The following is a 15,519-nucleotide window of genomic DNA, read 5'->3' as shown; positions in this document are numbered from 1 at the left end:
CTCCCCTATTTCAGGATCAGATGTTCGGCGCGCGGGCCGTTGAAATACGCGTCCACCCAAGGATGGTCGACCGACTTGAGTTCCTTGAACGTACCATCCACCAGCACTTTCTTGTTGCCCAATACGGCGATCCGGTCCGTTATCTCCACAAGACTGTCGAGGTCGTGTGTCACCATGAACACGGTCAGGCCGAGGGTCTCGCGCAGCTTCAGGATCAACTGGTCGAACTCCGCCGCGCCGATCGGGTCCAGCCCCGCCGTCGGCTCGTCGAGAAACACCACGTCCGGGTCGAGCGCCAGCGCCCGCGCCAGCGACGCGCGCTTGATCATGCCGCCCGAAAGCTCCGACGGATATTTGCCGCAAGCATCGGACGGCAGGCCCGCCAGCTCGATCTTCAGCCGCGCCAGCTCGTCCACCAGCTCACTCGGCAGATGCAGATGTTCGCGCATCGGCACCGCCACATTTTCCAGCACCGTCAGCGAGGAGAACAGCGCGCCCTGCTGGAACAACACGCCGAGACGGCGGCCGATCTGCACCCGCTCCTGCTGGCTCGCCGCGTCGATGTCCTGCCCAAACAGCGCCACTGTCCCGCCCTGCCGGTGATTGAGCCCGATGATGGTCCGCAGCAGCACCGATTTGCCCGTGCCGGAACCACCGACAACGCCGAGGATCTCGCCACGCCAGACGTCGATATCAAGGCCATCGAGGATGAACTTGCCGCCGAACCCCACCTGCAGTCCGCGCGCCGAGATCACCGCATCCCGTCCGTTCCCCGCCTGCTGCGCTGCCGGATCGCTCATGCTCATATCCCCAGCGTCGCAAAGGCGATGGCGAACACGCCGTCGGTGACCACCACCATGAAGATCGCCTTCACCACCGAGGCCGTGGTGTGTTCGCCCAGCGATTCCGCCGAGCCCTTCACCTTCATGCCCTCCGAACAGGCCACCAGACCGATGATCGCCGCCATGAACGGCGCCTTGGTGAAACCGATCATCACCTGCGTCACCGTCAGCGACACATGCAGCCGTTCGATGAACACGTCGGTGGGGATGCCGATATAGAACAGCGCCACCACCCAGGCGCCGGCCATGGCGCTCAGGTCAGCCACCAGCGTCAGGATCGGCAGCGCAATCGCCAGCGCCGTCAGGCGCGGCAGCACCAGCACATCCACCGGCGACAGGCCGAGCACGCTCATGGCGTCGATCTCTTCGCGCATCTTCATCGAGCCGATTTCAGCCGTGAAGGCCGAGCCGGACCGGCCCGCCACCATGATCGCCGTCAGCAGCACGCCGATCTCGCGGCAGGTCAGCACGCCCACCAGATCCACCACCAGCACATCGGCGCCATAGGTATGCAGATAGAAGCCGCCCTGCTGGGAAATGATCATGCCGATCAGGAAGCTCATCAGCCCGATGATCGGCACCGCCTGCATCGAGGTCCGCCCCACATGGCTGAACAGCGCCGGCCAGCGCATCCGCCGCCGGAAGGTCAGCATGCCCGCGAAGGAGACGATCACCTCGCCAAGCATGGCGAGAATGGCCACGGCATCGACCACCAGTTCCGCGGTTTCCTGGCCAACCCGGCTCAGCAGCCACTTGAGCGGCAGCTCCTTGGCCGGCACCGGCAAGGGCTTCTCGGCCAGCGGCTCCACCGCCGCCAGCAGCGTGCGCGCCGATGGCGGAAAGCCTTCGAAACGCACCGTCACACCCGATGCCACGAACTGCCGCCGGGCCTTCTCGACCACCCAGGCGCCGGCCGTATCCAGGCGGCCGATCGACGCCCCGTCAATCACCAGCACACCGCCTTGCGGCAGATAGGCCTTGGCCAGCATGTCCGCCGCCGAACCCACGGTATCCAGCGTCCAGTCGCCCGTCAGGGAAATGGCATGCCCATCGGCATCGGCGCGTTCTCCGATGCCGGCATGCTCGCCACTGACAGACGCCGCCCCCATGTCCACTCCTTGGAATCTCTCACAGCCATTGAAGGGCGTTGCAGCATGAAATCAAGGCTAGAAATTGTCCCCGTGCCCAGTGGATCCGCCTTGACGCGCCACGCGTCGCAAGCCGGTAGCGTCGCAGCGCCCGGCAAGCTATGTCTTGCGCAGATCAAGTTGAGGAGCCGCCCTTGCGCCGCCTGTCCTGCACCGTCGAACGCTTTCCCATCGCCGGCTCTTTCACCATCTCTCGCGGGTCGAAAACCGAGGCGGTCGTCGTGGTCGCCACCATCGCGTCCGGTGGCCATTCCGGCCGCGGCGAATGCGTGCCCTATGCCCGCTATGGCGAGACGGTCGAGGGGGTCGTCGCTGCCATCGAGGCCATGACCACCTTCGTCGAGAGCGGCGGGGATCGTCACGCCCTGCGCGCGGCCATGCCCGCCGGCGCGGCCCGCAATGCCCTCGATTGCGCGCTGATCGATCTCGAAGCCAAGAGCCTCGGCCTCAGCGCCGCCGCCCTTCTCAACCTGCCACCGCCCAAGCCGGTCACCACCGCCTTCACCCTGTCGCTCGGCACACCCGAGAGCATGCGGCAGGCCGCGCGCGCCGCCGCGGAACGCCCGCTCCTCAAGATCAAGCTCGGGGGCGAAGGCGATCGCGATCGCCTGTTCGCCGTCCGCGAAGGCGCGCCCGCGAGCCGCATCATCGTCGATGCCAACGAAGGCTGGACGCTGGAAACCTTCGCCCCGATGATGGCTGCCTGCCTCGAAGCCGGTGTCGCGCTGATCGAGCAGCCCCTGCCCGCCGGAGCCGACGACGGCCTCGCCGGCCTGCCCCGCCCGGTTCCCATCTGTGCCGACGAAAGCGCCCATACCAGCGCCGAGATCCCGCGCCTCGCCGCGCGCTATGACGCCGTCAATGTCAAGCTGGACAAGACCGGCGGCCTCACCGAGGCGCTCGCCATGGTCGACGCCGCGCACGCGGCCGGTCTGCAAGTGATGGTGGGCTGCATGGTGGCCACGTCGCTGGCCATGGCGCCCGCCCTGCTCGCCGCCCAAGGCGCCGCCTTCACCGATCTCGACGGTCCGCTGCTGTTGGCGCGCGACCGCACGCCGGGCCTCGTCTATGTCGGCTCGCTCGCCCACCCGCCCGAGCCGGATCTGTGGGGCTGACCCTACCCGTCAGGCAGCACAATCCCGTCAGGCGAGAACGGCGTTCGGCGTCACCACCGGCAGCCGGCTGATGCCCGAACGGCTGATCATCAGGATCACCAGACCGGCCAGGCAGAAGGCCGACATGGCATAGAAGCAGTCCTCGCCGATCACCGGCCACAGCCGCCCGGCGATCGCCGTCGCCAGCGCCATGCCGAGACCGTTGAAGATCATGTATGTGCCCTGCGCCGACGACGCCCGCTGCTCCGGCACCACCTCGCGGATGAAGCGCATCAGGCCGATATGGGCCAGCGCAAAGGAGCCCGCGTGCAGGATCTGCAGCGCGCCCGTCACCGTGGTGCCCGTATCCAGCGTGAACAGCACCCAGCGCCCGAAACCGATGACCCCGCCAAGCGCCATAAGCGTCAACGGCGGCACCGAACTCAGCATCCGCCCCGCAACCGAAAACAGCATGATCTCCGCGATCACGCCGATGGCCCAGAACACGCCGATCGACATGTCGTCATAGCCGCGCTGCTGCCAGACCAGCGTCGCAAAGCCGTAGAGCGCCGCATGTCCCGACTGGATCAGTCCATGGCCGAGCAGCACGCCCAGAAACGCCGGCCGCCGCAGGATGGTGAGCGCGGCCACCGAAGCTTCCGCCTTCTGCGCCTGCGCCGGCGGAATGAGGAAGGACGTGGAAGCCGACAGCACAAAGCCGAAGATGATCAGTAGATAGACCGACGGCACGCCGGAATGCTCCATCACCACGCCGCCCACCAGGTTGCCCATGATGAAGGACGCCGAGCCCCACAGGCGCATCTTGCCGTAGTCGCCAAGCCCGTTGCGCTCCATCAGGATGGCGATGGTGTCGGCCAGCGGCCCGACGCAATAGGACAGGATCAGCAGCAGCGAGCCCATCGCCATCACGGCCCAGCGCTGTGTCACGTAGCCCATCAGCAGCGTCGCCGCCAGCGTGATGGCGACCAGCCAGAACATCACCAGCCTCCGGTCGGATGACCGGTCAGCCAGCCCCGACAGGATCGGCATCGAGAAAAGCCGCATGACATGCGGTGTTGCAATAATGAAGGCAATCTCCTGTCCCGTCAGGCCCTTGGCCGAAAGAACCACCGGAAAGAAGGGCAGGATGACGCCATTCACGAAGAAAGCTGTGCCAAAGAAGACACTCATCAGCTGCGCCGGGGATAGGCGCCCGAATTTTCTTGTCACGGGAGGAGCTCGTAATAAACTCGATGTGAAGGATTCGCTATGAAGATAAGGGCGAATCGTGCGTCGGTATTGTACACCGGTGGGTGGAACTTAGCCTTCGCACATTAATAAAATAGCTATCACGGGGTCTGCGGCAAAAATATGGACAATCCGCAAGCACTCACTCCTCTGCGTGAATCCGATTACGAAGCGATCGAATCCGCCGTCATGGAAACGGAAAAGGGCCGTTGGTTCCTTGCCGAATATGCGCGGCGCAATCGCTCGGCCAACACCGATCAGGTGCTTGGTGCCATCGGTCGCCTGGAGACGTTGCTGAAGCGCGAGCGCCGCCCTGACGCCGATCGCATTCGCCTGGACATCGGCGAGATGAAGGACGCCATCGAGCGCACCAAGCTCGAGATCGCCCAGATCAAGTCCGACGGCAACTCGCACCTCAGCCGCTTCGAGCGCGCCTCCAGCGAGCTGGACGCCATCGTCGAGCAGACCGAGGCGGCCACCTCCGAAATTCTCGGTGCCGCCGAAAAGATCCAGGAATATGCCTGGACCATGCGCGAAGCCGGCGTCGACGAAGCGCTCTGCGACGACGTGGAGAACCTCACCACCACCATCTACATGGCCTGTTCCTTCCAGGATCTCACCGGCCAGCGGACGCAGAAGGTGGTGCACGTGCTGCGCTATCTCGAAAATCGCATCAATGCGATGATCGAGATCTGGGGCATGGAAGACGAGGAAGTGTCCAAGTCGCCGGCCCCCGTGGCGACCGGGTCCAACCCGCACGACACACGGCCCGACGCGCATCTGCTCAATGGCCCGGCGCTTGCCGGCGAAGGCATCGAGCAGAACCGCATCGACGACCTTCTCGGCGAAGACGAAGCCGCCGACGCTGCCGCGCTGCAGGCCGTTGCCAACGACGCCATCGATGCCATGGATTTCGACCGCATCGATGCCATGGCCGACATCGACAATCCCGTCACCGCCGACATGCTCTTCCCGACGCATGCTCCCGTCGAACTGGTCGAACCCGTCCACGACGTCGAGTTTGCCGAGGTCGATCCCGATGACGCCGCCGTTGCCGTCTCCGGCGATGTCGCGCTCGACCAGTCCGCCATCGACGAAATCCACTTCGACGCCATCGACGAGGAAACTGCGGTCGAAGACGTCACCGATCTCGAAGCGCCCGCAGACGCGGCCACCGAACCGGCCATCTCCGACGCCGACCTCGCCGCCGCCGTCACCGCCATGGATGACGCCATCGAAACCCTGAAGGGCGTCACCGAGGCCACGCGCAGCAAGAAGGACGCCATCGTCGACGACCCCTTCGAGAAGATGACCAAGACCGAGCGTCAGGCCCTCTTCTCCTGACCACGTGCCGGGCACACGCCCATGGCCATAGGCCGCCTCCGATCACAGGTGGCGGCCGACCTGCAGGCAGTCCATCGTCTCCCCCAAAAGGAGCGCGCCCGCTCTCGGCCGCAACACCCGAAACTGGTCATGCGCCTGCCCAGCGCGCGATAACCGCTGCGCACAAGCGATCCTGTCGCCGCCCGCCCTTGTCAGGCAAGCCGCGCGATCGCTTTGTTCGATCTTTCAATGAGTTGGGCCGGGAACCAAGGCGAAAGGCCCCGTCAGTTCTGCCGGCCGGCGTCCCGCCGTTCGGTTCCGCGCCGAACCGCCTGCTTCCGTCCCGTCCGGACGACAGCAACGCCCTCAGACATCCTCGCCGTTGGCACGACGCACATTGGTCAGGAACTGCTCGGCCGCGCGCCGCCAGGAGAACCGCAGCGCCAGCGCCCGGGCATCTTCCGCCTTGAGTTCCGCGGCCCGAAGGCAAGCCGATCGCAGATCCTCGTCCAGCACGCCGGCGTTGGTCCCGCCGATGATGTCGAGCGGCCCCATCACCGGATAGGCCGCCACGGGCAGTCCGCAAGCCAGCGCCTCGAGGATCACATTGCCGAAGGTATCGGTACGCGAGGGAAACACGAACACATCCGCCGACGCATAGGCGCGCGCCAGATCCTCACCGAACTTCGCACCGGTGAACAGCACGTTGGGATAGCGCTTCTCAAGGCTCTCCCGCTGCGGCCCGTCGCCGACGATCACCTTCGATCCCGGCAGGTCCAGCGACAGGAAGGCATCGAGGTTCTTCTCCACCGCCACCCGGCCCACATTGATGAAGATCGGTCGCGGCAGATCGAACAGGCTCTCCGAGCGATCGCGCAGGCGGAACAGATCCGCGTCGATGCCGCGCGACCAGCGCATCAGGTTGTGGAAGCCGCGTGCGGTCAGATCGCTGGCCAGCGTGTCCGTTGCCACCATACAGCCCGAGCCGCCATTGTGGAACCGGCGAACCCAGGCATAGAGCCAGGACTCCGGCACCGGCAGGCGCGCCGACACATATTCGGGAAAGCGCGTGTGGTAGCTGGTGGTATAGGGCATGCCGTTGCGCCGGCACCATTTGCGCGCCTTGAAGCCCAGAGGCCCTTCGGTCGCAATGTGCACATAGGACGGCTGTCCCTTTTCGATCTCGCGCGCCACCGTCCGATAGGTCGCAATGGCGACGCGGATCTCCGGATAGCTCGGCAGCGGCACCGTGCGGAACCGGTCCGGCGTCACCATGGTGACCTCGGCCCCAAGCCCGACGAGCTCTTCATTCGTGCGTTCGATCGAGCGAACCACGCCATTGACCTGCGGATGCCAGGCGTCCGTCACCACCGTGATGCGCGTCATTCCGCGGCCTCGGCGCGCGGCAGCAGGGCCACCTTGCCGGTCTGCTCGTGTTCAAGCATGGTCCAGCGGATGATTTCCAGGCGCCCGTCGTGATGCTCGGCAATCGCCGTGCAGCTCTCCACCCAGTCGCCGGTGTTGATGTATTCGATGCCATTCATGTCGCGCATCACCGCGTGATGGATATGGCCGCAGACGACGCCGTCCGCCCCGACGCGCCGCGCTTCATGGCTCAGCGCTTCCTCGAAGGCCCCGATGAAGTTCACCGCATTCTTGACCTTCAGCTTCGCCCAGGCCGACAGGGACCAGTAGGGCAAGCCGACGGCGCGGCGCAGCTTGTTCAGCCGCGTGTTCAGCCAGAGCGCCGTCTCATAGGCCCAGTCGCCGAAATAGGCGAGCCAGCGGGCATGCCGCACCACCACATCGAACTGATCGCCATGGATCACCAGCAGTCGGCGTCCGTCAGCCGTCTCGTGGATCGCGCGATCCATCACCTCGACACCGCCGAAATGCGTGCCCAGATAATCACGCAGGAACTCGTCGTGATTGCCGGGAATGTAGACGATGCGCGCGCCCTTGCGGCCCTTGCGCAGGAGCTTCTGCACCACGTCGTTATGCGCCTGCGTCCAGAACCAGGCACGGCGCATGCGCCAGCCGTCCACGATGTCGCCGACAAGATAAATCGTCTCGGCTTCGTGCACGCGCATGAAATCAAGCAGAAGCTCCGCCTGGCAGTCGCGGGTGCCCAGATGAACATCGGACAGGAACAGAGAACGCAGATGACGGGACGCGGTTTGCTCGGACATTCCGGATACCGAAGGCCTCCGCCTCCGCTCCAATTCTTGACTGTCGTCAACTTCGACTTGGCCTGCCAACCCGTATCTTTTGGATTCGTTCTGGAGCCTTCAGGAGGTATGTGCCTGAATCCGATCTCAGTTTTATGACAGGCCCTGGTTTTCCGCCCCCGGCGCAACCTCCTCCCCCTGGCGCACAAGGCGGCAACACCGATCAACACGGTTTATTTCGTATTAATCGCGTCCGCATTTCAGGCAAATGATGTAATTATCTGAAAATGACAAGTTGAATGCGAAATATACCAATCAATTGGCCGGACATATATTTACATTTTATTCTTTGCTGAAGAGGATACTGCACAGGTTGCAAGCAGGTATCGAGGTTGAAAATGTCCGGGTCTACCGAGGCCGATCACAAGGCATCCCAGTCAGCCCAATCGGCAGTCGTCCCTGTCCTCACCATGGGCGAGATCTGGCGCACGGCCCGGCATCTGTCCACAGCGCTGGCGCTGATTCTCTTCGCCTTCCTCTGGGGCGGCACCTATCTTTACCTCAACCTTGACCGGGAAAAGTCGCTGCAGGGTGCCGCCATCAACACCGGCAACATGGCCCGCGTCTTCGAGGAACACGTCGCCCGCTCCATCAAGGACATCGATCAGACTCTGCTGTTCCTGCGCCAGTCCTACGAAACCGGCCCCGAGAACTTCGACCTGCCCTCCTGGACCGCCAGCGGATACCTCCTGCATGATCTCGTTCTGCAGATCTCCCTGATCGGCCCGGACGGCATGCTGCTCACCACCAACATGGTCCGCAACCCCGACCATGTGGACCTCTCGGACCGCGAGCATTTCAAGGTCCACGCCCTCACCACTGCCGACAACCTGTTCATCTCCAAGCCCGTGCTCGGTCGCGCTTCCGGCAAGTGGTCGGTGCAGCTCACGCGCCGCGTCTCCAAACCCGACGGCAGCTTTGGCGGCGTACTCGTGGCTTCGCTGGATCCCTTCTATCTGTCCCGCTTCTTCCAGCAGATCGATCTGGGCAATGGCGGCGCCATCACGCTCGTCGGGGACGACGGACTGATCCGCGCCCGTGGCGGCCTCGACACCGATCTGCTCGGCAAGTCCATCAAGGACACCCCCTTGTTCGCAGCCGCCACCAAGGCGGGCGTGGGCACCTTCACCGACCGGACCCAGGGCTCCGATGGCAGCCAGCTCGTCAGCTTCCGCCACATGCCCGACTTCCCGCTGATCGTCATGGTCTCCATGGCCGAGAGTGAGATCCTTGCCGGCTATGACCGCACGCGCACCATGTTCCTGTCCATCGCCGGCGCCCTATCGGCCTTGCTGGCGCTGGTCATGGTGATCGGCATCGTCCACCAAATCCGCCTCGCCCGCGCCCAGTCGGCCCAGCAGCAGAGCGAAGCGCGCGTCGCCTCCAAGTCGCAGGAACTCGAAGCCACCCTCGCGCACATGAGCCAGGGCATCGTCATGCTGGACGCCGACCGTCGCATCCGCATCCTCAACCGCAGCGCCGGCGCCTTGCTCGGCCTGTCCGCCAACACCCCCGCCGGAACCCGGCTTCCGACCGACATCTGCGCCTTCCTCAAGTGCCAGGACACGGCCGACAACGCCGTACGCGAGGAAACCCTCGCCGACGGGACGGAACTCGAGATCCTCTCAACCCCGATGCCCGACGGCGGCGTGCTTCACACGCTCACCGACATCACGGCCCGCAAGCGCAACGAAAAGCATCTCGCCGAGGCCCGCGACCGCGCCGAAGCCGCCTCGCGCGCCAAGACCGCTTTCCTCGCCACCATGAGCCACGAGATCCGCACGCCCCTCAATGGCGTGATCGGCATGACCGAACTGCTGAAGGACGCCACCGACCCGGCCGAGCGCGCCGACTATGCCCGCATGATGTGCCAGTCCGCCGCCCATCTGCAGCAGATCATCGAGGACGTGCTGGACGTCTCGCGTCTGGAAGCCGACCGGATCACCTTCGAATCCATCGACTTCGACTTGCGCGCCACCGTGCAATCCGCCGCCGACATCGTTGCCCCGCGAGCACGCGAAAAGCAGCTGGTTCTCGGGGTCGAGATCGCCGCCGACGTGCCGCACATGGTCAAGGGCGACCCGCGCCGCCTGCGCCAGATCGTGCTCAATCTGGTCGGCAACGCCGTCAAGTTCACCGAGTTCGGCATGGTCCGCATCCGCGTCGACCGCGACCAGCGGCGTCCCGGCGACACCGGCGACCGCCTGCGCATCCGCGTGCAGGACACCGGCATCGGCATTGCGACGGAGAGCCTGGGCGACCTCTTCAAGGAGTTCTCCCAGCTCGACGGCTCCATCACCCGCCGCTTCGGTGGCACCGGCCTCGGCCTTGCCATCACCGCCAAGCTGCTCGAACACATGGGCGGCGACATCTTCGTCGACAGCTGCCTGGGCGAAGGCAGCACCTTCACCATCTCCCTGCCGATCACCGCTGCCTCGGCCGCAATCGCCGACGTAGCCGAAGCTGTCGACCAGATCCTCCCGCCCGCGCCCGCTGACGGCACCGGCCCGCGCCTTCTGCTGGTCGAGGACGACAAGACCAACACCTTGGTTGCCAGCCGCCTGCTGACCCGTCTCGGCTACGTCGTCACCTGCGCCGGCGACGGCATCGAGGCCCTCGAGGCGCTCGACCACCAGCGCTTCGACATCGTGTTGATGGATCTGATGATGCCGCGCATGGACGGCCTGTCGGCCATCCGCGAGATCCGCACCGGCGGCCGCGACTACGCGAAGGTGCCCATCGTCGTCCTCACCGCCGACGCCCTCAGCGACGACCGGGAACGGGCCATAGCCCTCGGCGTCGATGGCTTCGCCACCAAGCCCGTCGATACACACTCCCTGCGCGATATCCTCGCCGAAGCCCTGCGGCGCGACGCCGAGCCGATCCAGCCCACCCCCATGACCATGCCGGAGGACGCCGCCGGCAACCCGGTCCTCGACCGCACCATTCTCGACCGCCTCTGTCAGGACATCGGTGCCGAAGACACCCGCGTCGTCGCCCGCATCTTCCTCACCGAAACCGACAACCGCATCAACCTGCTGAAGACGCGCTTCCTCGACGCCGAGGACGCCACGCGCGAGTTCCACAGCATCAAATCCTCCTCCGCCTCCTTCGGTCTCCTGCAGCTCTCCTCCCTGGCCGCCACCTTGCAAAAGCAGGGCAAGGCCATGGACCGCCAGCAACTCGCCGAAGCCATCGAAACCCTCTCCCTCGCCTTCACCGCCGCCCGCGAACAGCTGGAGGCCAGCGAAACGCTGGCAGCGTGAGAAGAGAGTGACGGCTTTCAAGGGACATTGGAGTTGGCTGCCCCAAACGGGTGGTCAGCCACTCAAATGAGGCGACCTCCTCACCCGAACACGCTCGCGCCGTCTTCCGCTGCGCCCACCACCTTGCGGAAGCTGGCGAAGAGTTCGCGGCCCATGCCCCATTCGTTGTCGGAGAGGTCTTCCGTCACAGCGGTGCGGGCCGCCCATTCCACGTCCGAGACCAGCACTTCCAGCGTGCCGGCGTTGGCGTCGAGGCGGATGATGTCGCCCTCGCGCACCTTGGCGATCGGCCCGCCGTCCTTGGCTTCCGGCGTTACGTGGATGGCGGCCGGCACCTTGCCCGAGGCGCCGGACATGCGGCCGTCGGTCACCAGCGCCACCTTGAAGCCGCGATCCTGCAGCACGCCCAGCGGCGGCGTCAGCTTGTGCAGCTCCGGCATGCCGTTGGCCTGCGGCCCCTGGAAGCGGATCACCGCCACGAAGTCCTGATCCAGCTCGCCGGCCTTGAAGGCCTTCTGCAGCGCCTCCTGGCTGTGGAAGATCTTGGCCGGCGCCTCGATCACATGGCGATCGGCCTTCACGGCGGAGATCTTGATCACCGAACGGCCGAGATTGCCCTTCAGCACCTTCAGCCCGCCCGTCGGCTGGAACGGATCGGAGGCCGGCCGCAGCACCTTGTCGTCATGCGAGGTCCTGGTCGCCTCCACCCAGCGCAGCGAGCCGTCGTCGTTGAGCTTGGGCTCGACGCGATAGCCGTTGAGGCCGGTGCCCCACACGGTCGACACGTCCTCATGCAGCAGCCCCGCATCCAGAAGCGCGCCGATCAGGAAGCCCATGCCGCCGGCGGCGTGGAAGTGGTTCACGTCGGCAAGGCCGTTGGGATAGACGCGCGCGATCAGTGGCACCACGTCCGACAGATCGGAGAAATCGTCCCAGGTCAGCTTGATGCCCGCCGCCTTGGCCATGGCGATCAGGTGCATGGTGTGGTTGGTCGAACCGCCCGTGGCGTTGAGGCCGACGACGCCGTTGACGATCGCCTTCTCGTCCAGCACCCGCCCGATCGGCGTGAAGGCGTTGCCCTCGGCCGAAATCGCCAGCGCCCGCTTGGCCGCTTCCCGCGTCAACGCGTCGCGCAGCGGCGTGTTGGGGTTGACGAAGGTCGAGCCCGGCAGATGCAGGCCCATGATCTCCATCAGCATCTGGTTGGAGTTGGCCGTGCCGTAGAAGGTGCAGGTGCCCGGCCCGTGATAGGCGGCGCTCTCCGAAGCGAGTAACTCGGCCCGGCCCACCTTGCCCTCGGCATAGAGCTGGCGAACCTTGCTCTTCTCGTCATTGCCGATGCCCGTGGTCATCGGCCCGCCCGGAATGAACACCGCCGGGATATGCCCGAAAGTGGCGGCCGCAATGGCCAGGCCGGGAATGATCTTGTCGCAGACACCCAGATAGACGGCCGCGTCGAACATGTCATGGCTGAGGCCCACCGCCGCCGCCATGGCGATCACGTCGCGCGAGAACAGGCTCATTTCCATGCCGAGCGCGCCTTGCGTGACGCCGTCGCACATGGCCGGCACGCCACCGGCCACCTGCGCCACCGCGCCCACCTCGCGCGCCGCGGCGCGGATGAGATCGGGGAAGCGCTCATAGGGCTGATGGGCCGAGAGCATGTCGTTATAGGCGGTGATGATGCCCAGATTCGGCACCACGTCATCGGCCAGCTGCGCCTTGTCGGAGGGACCGCAGGCGGCAAAGCCGTGCGCGAGATTGGCGCAGCCCATCTTGGCCCGGCGTGGCCCCTTCTCGATCTGCTTTTCCATGCGCTCGATATAGCGGGCGCGGCTGTCGGCGGAACGACGGACGATGCGTTCGGTGACTTCACCGATGCGGGCGTGAACGGTCATGGCAAGGTCTCCGACAGCGGAACGTCTTGATCAACGCTCCGGGCAACACAATGGCTTCGTGTTTATCACTACAGTTGCAGATTTGTCAGGCCGTGGCGAAGGCGTGATTTTCGAGCATCGGAGCGAAACGTACATTTGGGTACGTGAGCACCGAAGCGCAGAATTTGCCTCTTGCAGACCGGCATCACCTCTATTGCAGCTGTCGTGTCATCCTAACACCTTCAAGGGAAGGTCGACTTCACAATCACGGGCACCAGACGACGTCGACGGCGCGGCCCGAATGCAGCACCGATCGCACGGGCATCTCGCCGACATCCCGTCCGGCCAGGGCCGCGTCGAACACGCCCTTCTTGCCCTGCCCTTCCATATGCAGGAACAGCCGGTCAGCGGCCAGCAGCACCGGCAGCGTCAGCGTGATGCGCGGCTCGCCGGCCGCCGGGGCCCGCATGCTGTCCACCAGCCGCGCGCCCGCCGGGTCGGTCGCAGCCGCCAGACGATCGCCGCCGGGGAAGAACGAGGCCGTATGCCCGTCGTCGCCCATGCCCAGCACCACCGCCGAGAACGGCAGCGGCAGGTCGGCGACGGCCGCCTCCACCGCGTCGAGCCCGTCTTCAGGCGTCGGCAGCGGCCGCCACAGCGGCAGGAACTCCGCCGCCGAAGCGGCGCCTTTCAGTAGATGCTGCCGCAGCAGCGCCGCGTTGGAGCGCTCGCTCGTCTCCGGCACCCAGCGCTCATCCACCAAGGTCACGATCACGTCGGCCCAGGGCAGACGCCTGGCGCTCAGCTTGTCGAAGAACAAGGCCGGCGTGCGCCCGCCCGACAGCGCGATCGCCGCCTTGCCGTGCTTGAGAAGCGACGCATCGATGGCATCCACCACCGCCTGCGCCAGACCTTCGGCCAGCGCCTCACGCGTCTCGAAAGACTTGAAGTCGATTGTGCTCACGGCAAGCCCTCAGATCAGCGTGTCTTCGTGCCAGTTGCGGCCGTCGCGCTCGATCAGGGCGATGGCGGCCGACGGTCCCCAGGTGCCCGCCGTATAGCCCTTGGGCGCTTCGCTCATCTCGCCCCAAGCCTCGAGGATCGGGTCGATCCACGCCCAGGCCGCTTCCACCTCGTCGCGCCGCATGAACAGCGTGGCATTGCCTCGCACCACGTCCAGCAGCAGCCGCTCATAGGCGTCCGGATTGCGCATGCCGAAGGCGTCGGCAAAGCTCATGTCCAGTGGCACCGGACGCAGGCGCATGCCGCCCGGCCCCGGATCCTTGATCATCAGCTGCAGCTTGACGCCCTCGTCGGGCTGCAGGCGGATCACCAGTTCGTTGGCGGCCAGCGCCCCCACGCTGTCGTCGAAGATCGAATGCGGCACCGGCTTGAAGCGCACCACGATTTCAGACACGCGCTTGGCCAGCCGCTTGCCGGTCCTGAGGTAGAAGGGCACGCCGGCCCAGCGCCAGTTCTGCACTTCCGCCTTGATGGCGACGAAGGTCTCCGTCCGGCTCGCCTTGTCGGTCACCTCGTCGAGATAGCCCGGCACGGCACCCGTCGTCGAGGCCCCGGCGCGATACTGGCCGCGCACCGTCACATGGGTGGCGGACGGGCCGCTGATCGCCTTCAACCCCTTCAGGACCTTCAGCTTTTCACCGCGCACCGAATCGGCATCCATGGTCGCCGGCGGCTCCATGGCCACAAGGCAGAGCAACTGCAGGATATGGTTCTGCACCATGTCGCGGATGGCGCCGGAATGATCGTAATAATCGCCGCGGCCTTCCACGCCCACCGTCTCGGCCACGGTGATCTGCACATGGTCGATATGCGCCGCGTTCCACAGCGGCTCGAACAGCGCATTGGCAAAGCGCAGCGCCATCAGGTTCTGCACCGTCTCTTTGCCCAGATAGTGGTCGATGCGGTAGATCTGGTCTTCGTGGAAGATGCGGCCGATCTCGTCGTTGATCGCCTTGGCCGAAGCCCCGTCCTTGCCGAGCGGCTTTTCCACGACGACGCGCGTCTTGTCGGTGATCAGGCCATGTGCCGCGATCCGCTCGGAGATCGGGCCGAACAGGTCCGGACCGGTTGCCAGATAGAAGCAGCGCACCTTGTCTTCGCCCGGCTTCAGCGTCGCCGCCAGCTGGTCCCAGCCGCTGTCCGACGTGGCGTCGGTCGCCACATAGAACAGGCGCTTCAGAAACACCTCGACCACGTCGGCCTTGAGCTCGCTCGCCTTCACATGCTCGGTCAGCGCCGCCCGGATGCTCTCGCGATAGTCGGCGTCGCTGCTCGCCTTGCGCGATACGCCGATAATGCGGGCGTCCTCGGGCAGCTGCCCGTCGGCCTCGCGTTGATAGAGCGCCGGCAGCAGCTTGCGCCGCGCCAGATCGCCCGTCCCCCCGAAGACGACATAATCAAACGGGTCAACGACGATGATGCGGCTGGTCATGCGGCCTGTCCTTTCGGCGAGCAAGCGGGATCGAGCCC

11 protein-coding genes are annotated in these 15,519 nt (G+C 65.5%); 3 read left to right on the top strand and 8 right to left on the bottom strand.

Features of this window, described 5'->3' with window-relative positions:
* Positions 1-5 precede the first annotated feature (5 nt).
* Positions 6-806, bottom strand: coding sequence for an ABC transporter ATP-binding protein (locus tag L2I41_RS05600; RefSeq protein ID WP_237152525.1), 801 nt, complete (start codon positions 804-806; stop codon positions 6-8).
* Positions 803-1,951 (bottom strand): ABC transporter permease, encoded by a 1,149-nt coding sequence (locus L2I41_RS05595; RefSeq protein ID WP_237152524.1) that lies wholly within the window; start codon positions 1,949-1,951, stop codon positions 803-805. The genes L2I41_RS05600 and L2I41_RS05595 overlap by 4 nt, the downstream gene beginning before the upstream one ends.
* Before the next feature lie 173 nt (positions 1,952-2,124).
* Between L2I41_RS05595 and dgcA the strand changes: the two genes are divergently transcribed.
* The gene (dgcA, locus tag L2I41_RS05590) at positions 2,125-3,105 is read left to right on the top strand and encodes an N-acetyl-D-Glu racemase DgcA (protein ID WP_237152523.1); all 981 of its coding nucleotides are present in this window, start codon (positions 2,125-2,127) and stop codon (positions 3,103-3,105) included.
* 27 nt (positions 3,106-3,132) lie between these two features.
* On the opposite strand, the gene L2I41_RS05585 is transcribed toward dgcA, so the two are convergent.
* Complete coding sequence (locus L2I41_RS05585) at positions 3,133-4,275, bottom strand: MFS transporter (RefSeq protein ID WP_237152522.1); 1,143 nt, start codon at positions 4,273-4,275, stop codon at positions 3,133-3,135.
* 246 nt (positions 4,276-4,521) lie between these two features.
* Here L2I41_RS05585 and L2I41_RS05580 point away from each other — a divergent pair, with 246 nt between their 5' ends.
* A complete protein-coding gene (locus tag L2I41_RS05580; RefSeq protein WP_237152521.1) occupies positions 4,522-5,676 on the top strand; it encodes a protein phosphatase CheZ in 1,155 nt (384 codons plus the stop codon).
* Positions 5,677-6,021: 345 nt separating this feature from the next.
* On the opposite strand, the gene L2I41_RS05575 is transcribed toward L2I41_RS05580, so the two are convergent.
* On the bottom strand, positions 6,022-7,041 hold the full coding sequence (locus tag L2I41_RS05575) for a glycosyltransferase family 4 protein (protein WP_237152520.1): 1,020 nt from the start codon (positions 7,039-7,041) through the stop codon (positions 6,022-6,024).
* Positions 7,038-7,844, bottom strand: coding sequence for a UDP-2,3-diacylglucosamine diphosphatase (locus L2I41_RS05570; RefSeq protein ID WP_237152519.1), 807 nt, complete (start codon positions 7,842-7,844; stop codon positions 7,038-7,040). The genes L2I41_RS05575 and L2I41_RS05570 overlap by 4 nt, the downstream gene beginning before the upstream one ends.
* A gap of 377 nt (positions 7,845-8,221) precedes the next feature.
* On the opposite strand from L2I41_RS05570, the gene L2I41_RS05565 reads away from it, so the two are divergent.
* Complete coding sequence (locus L2I41_RS05565; RefSeq protein WP_237152518.1) at positions 8,222-11,149, top strand: ATP-binding protein; 2,928 nt, start codon at positions 8,222-8,224, stop codon at positions 11,147-11,149.
* Positions 11,150-11,229: 80 nt separating this feature from the next.
* On the opposite strand, the gene edd is transcribed toward L2I41_RS05565, so the two are convergent.
* The 3 genes from edd to zwf form a co-directional block, all read right to left on the bottom strand.
* On the bottom strand, positions 11,230-13,047 hold the full coding sequence (edd, locus tag L2I41_RS05560) for a phosphogluconate dehydratase (protein ID WP_237152517.1): 1,818 nt from the start codon (positions 13,045-13,047) through the stop codon (positions 11,230-11,232).
* Between the two features lie 244 nt (positions 13,048-13,291).
* Positions 13,292-13,990, bottom strand: coding sequence for a 6-phosphogluconolactonase (gene pgl / locus L2I41_RS05555; RefSeq protein WP_237152516.1), 699 nt, complete (start codon positions 13,988-13,990; stop codon positions 13,292-13,294).
* A gap of 9 nt (positions 13,991-13,999) precedes the next feature.
* Positions 14,000-15,481, bottom strand: coding sequence for a glucose-6-phosphate dehydrogenase (gene zwf, locus L2I41_RS05550; RefSeq protein ID WP_237152515.1), 1,482 nt, complete (start codon positions 15,479-15,481; stop codon positions 14,000-14,002).
* Positions 15,482-15,519 lie beyond the last annotated feature (38 nt).

The organism is Oryzibacter oryziterrae, assembly GCF_021864535.1.
Classification (GTDB): domain Bacteria; phylum Pseudomonadota; class Alphaproteobacteria; order Rhizobiales; family Pleomorphomonadaceae; genus Pleomorphomonas; species Pleomorphomonas oryziterrae.
The sequence above is the reverse complement of the archived record's forward strand: the minus strand, read 5'-3'. Positions and strand labels throughout refer to the sequence as shown.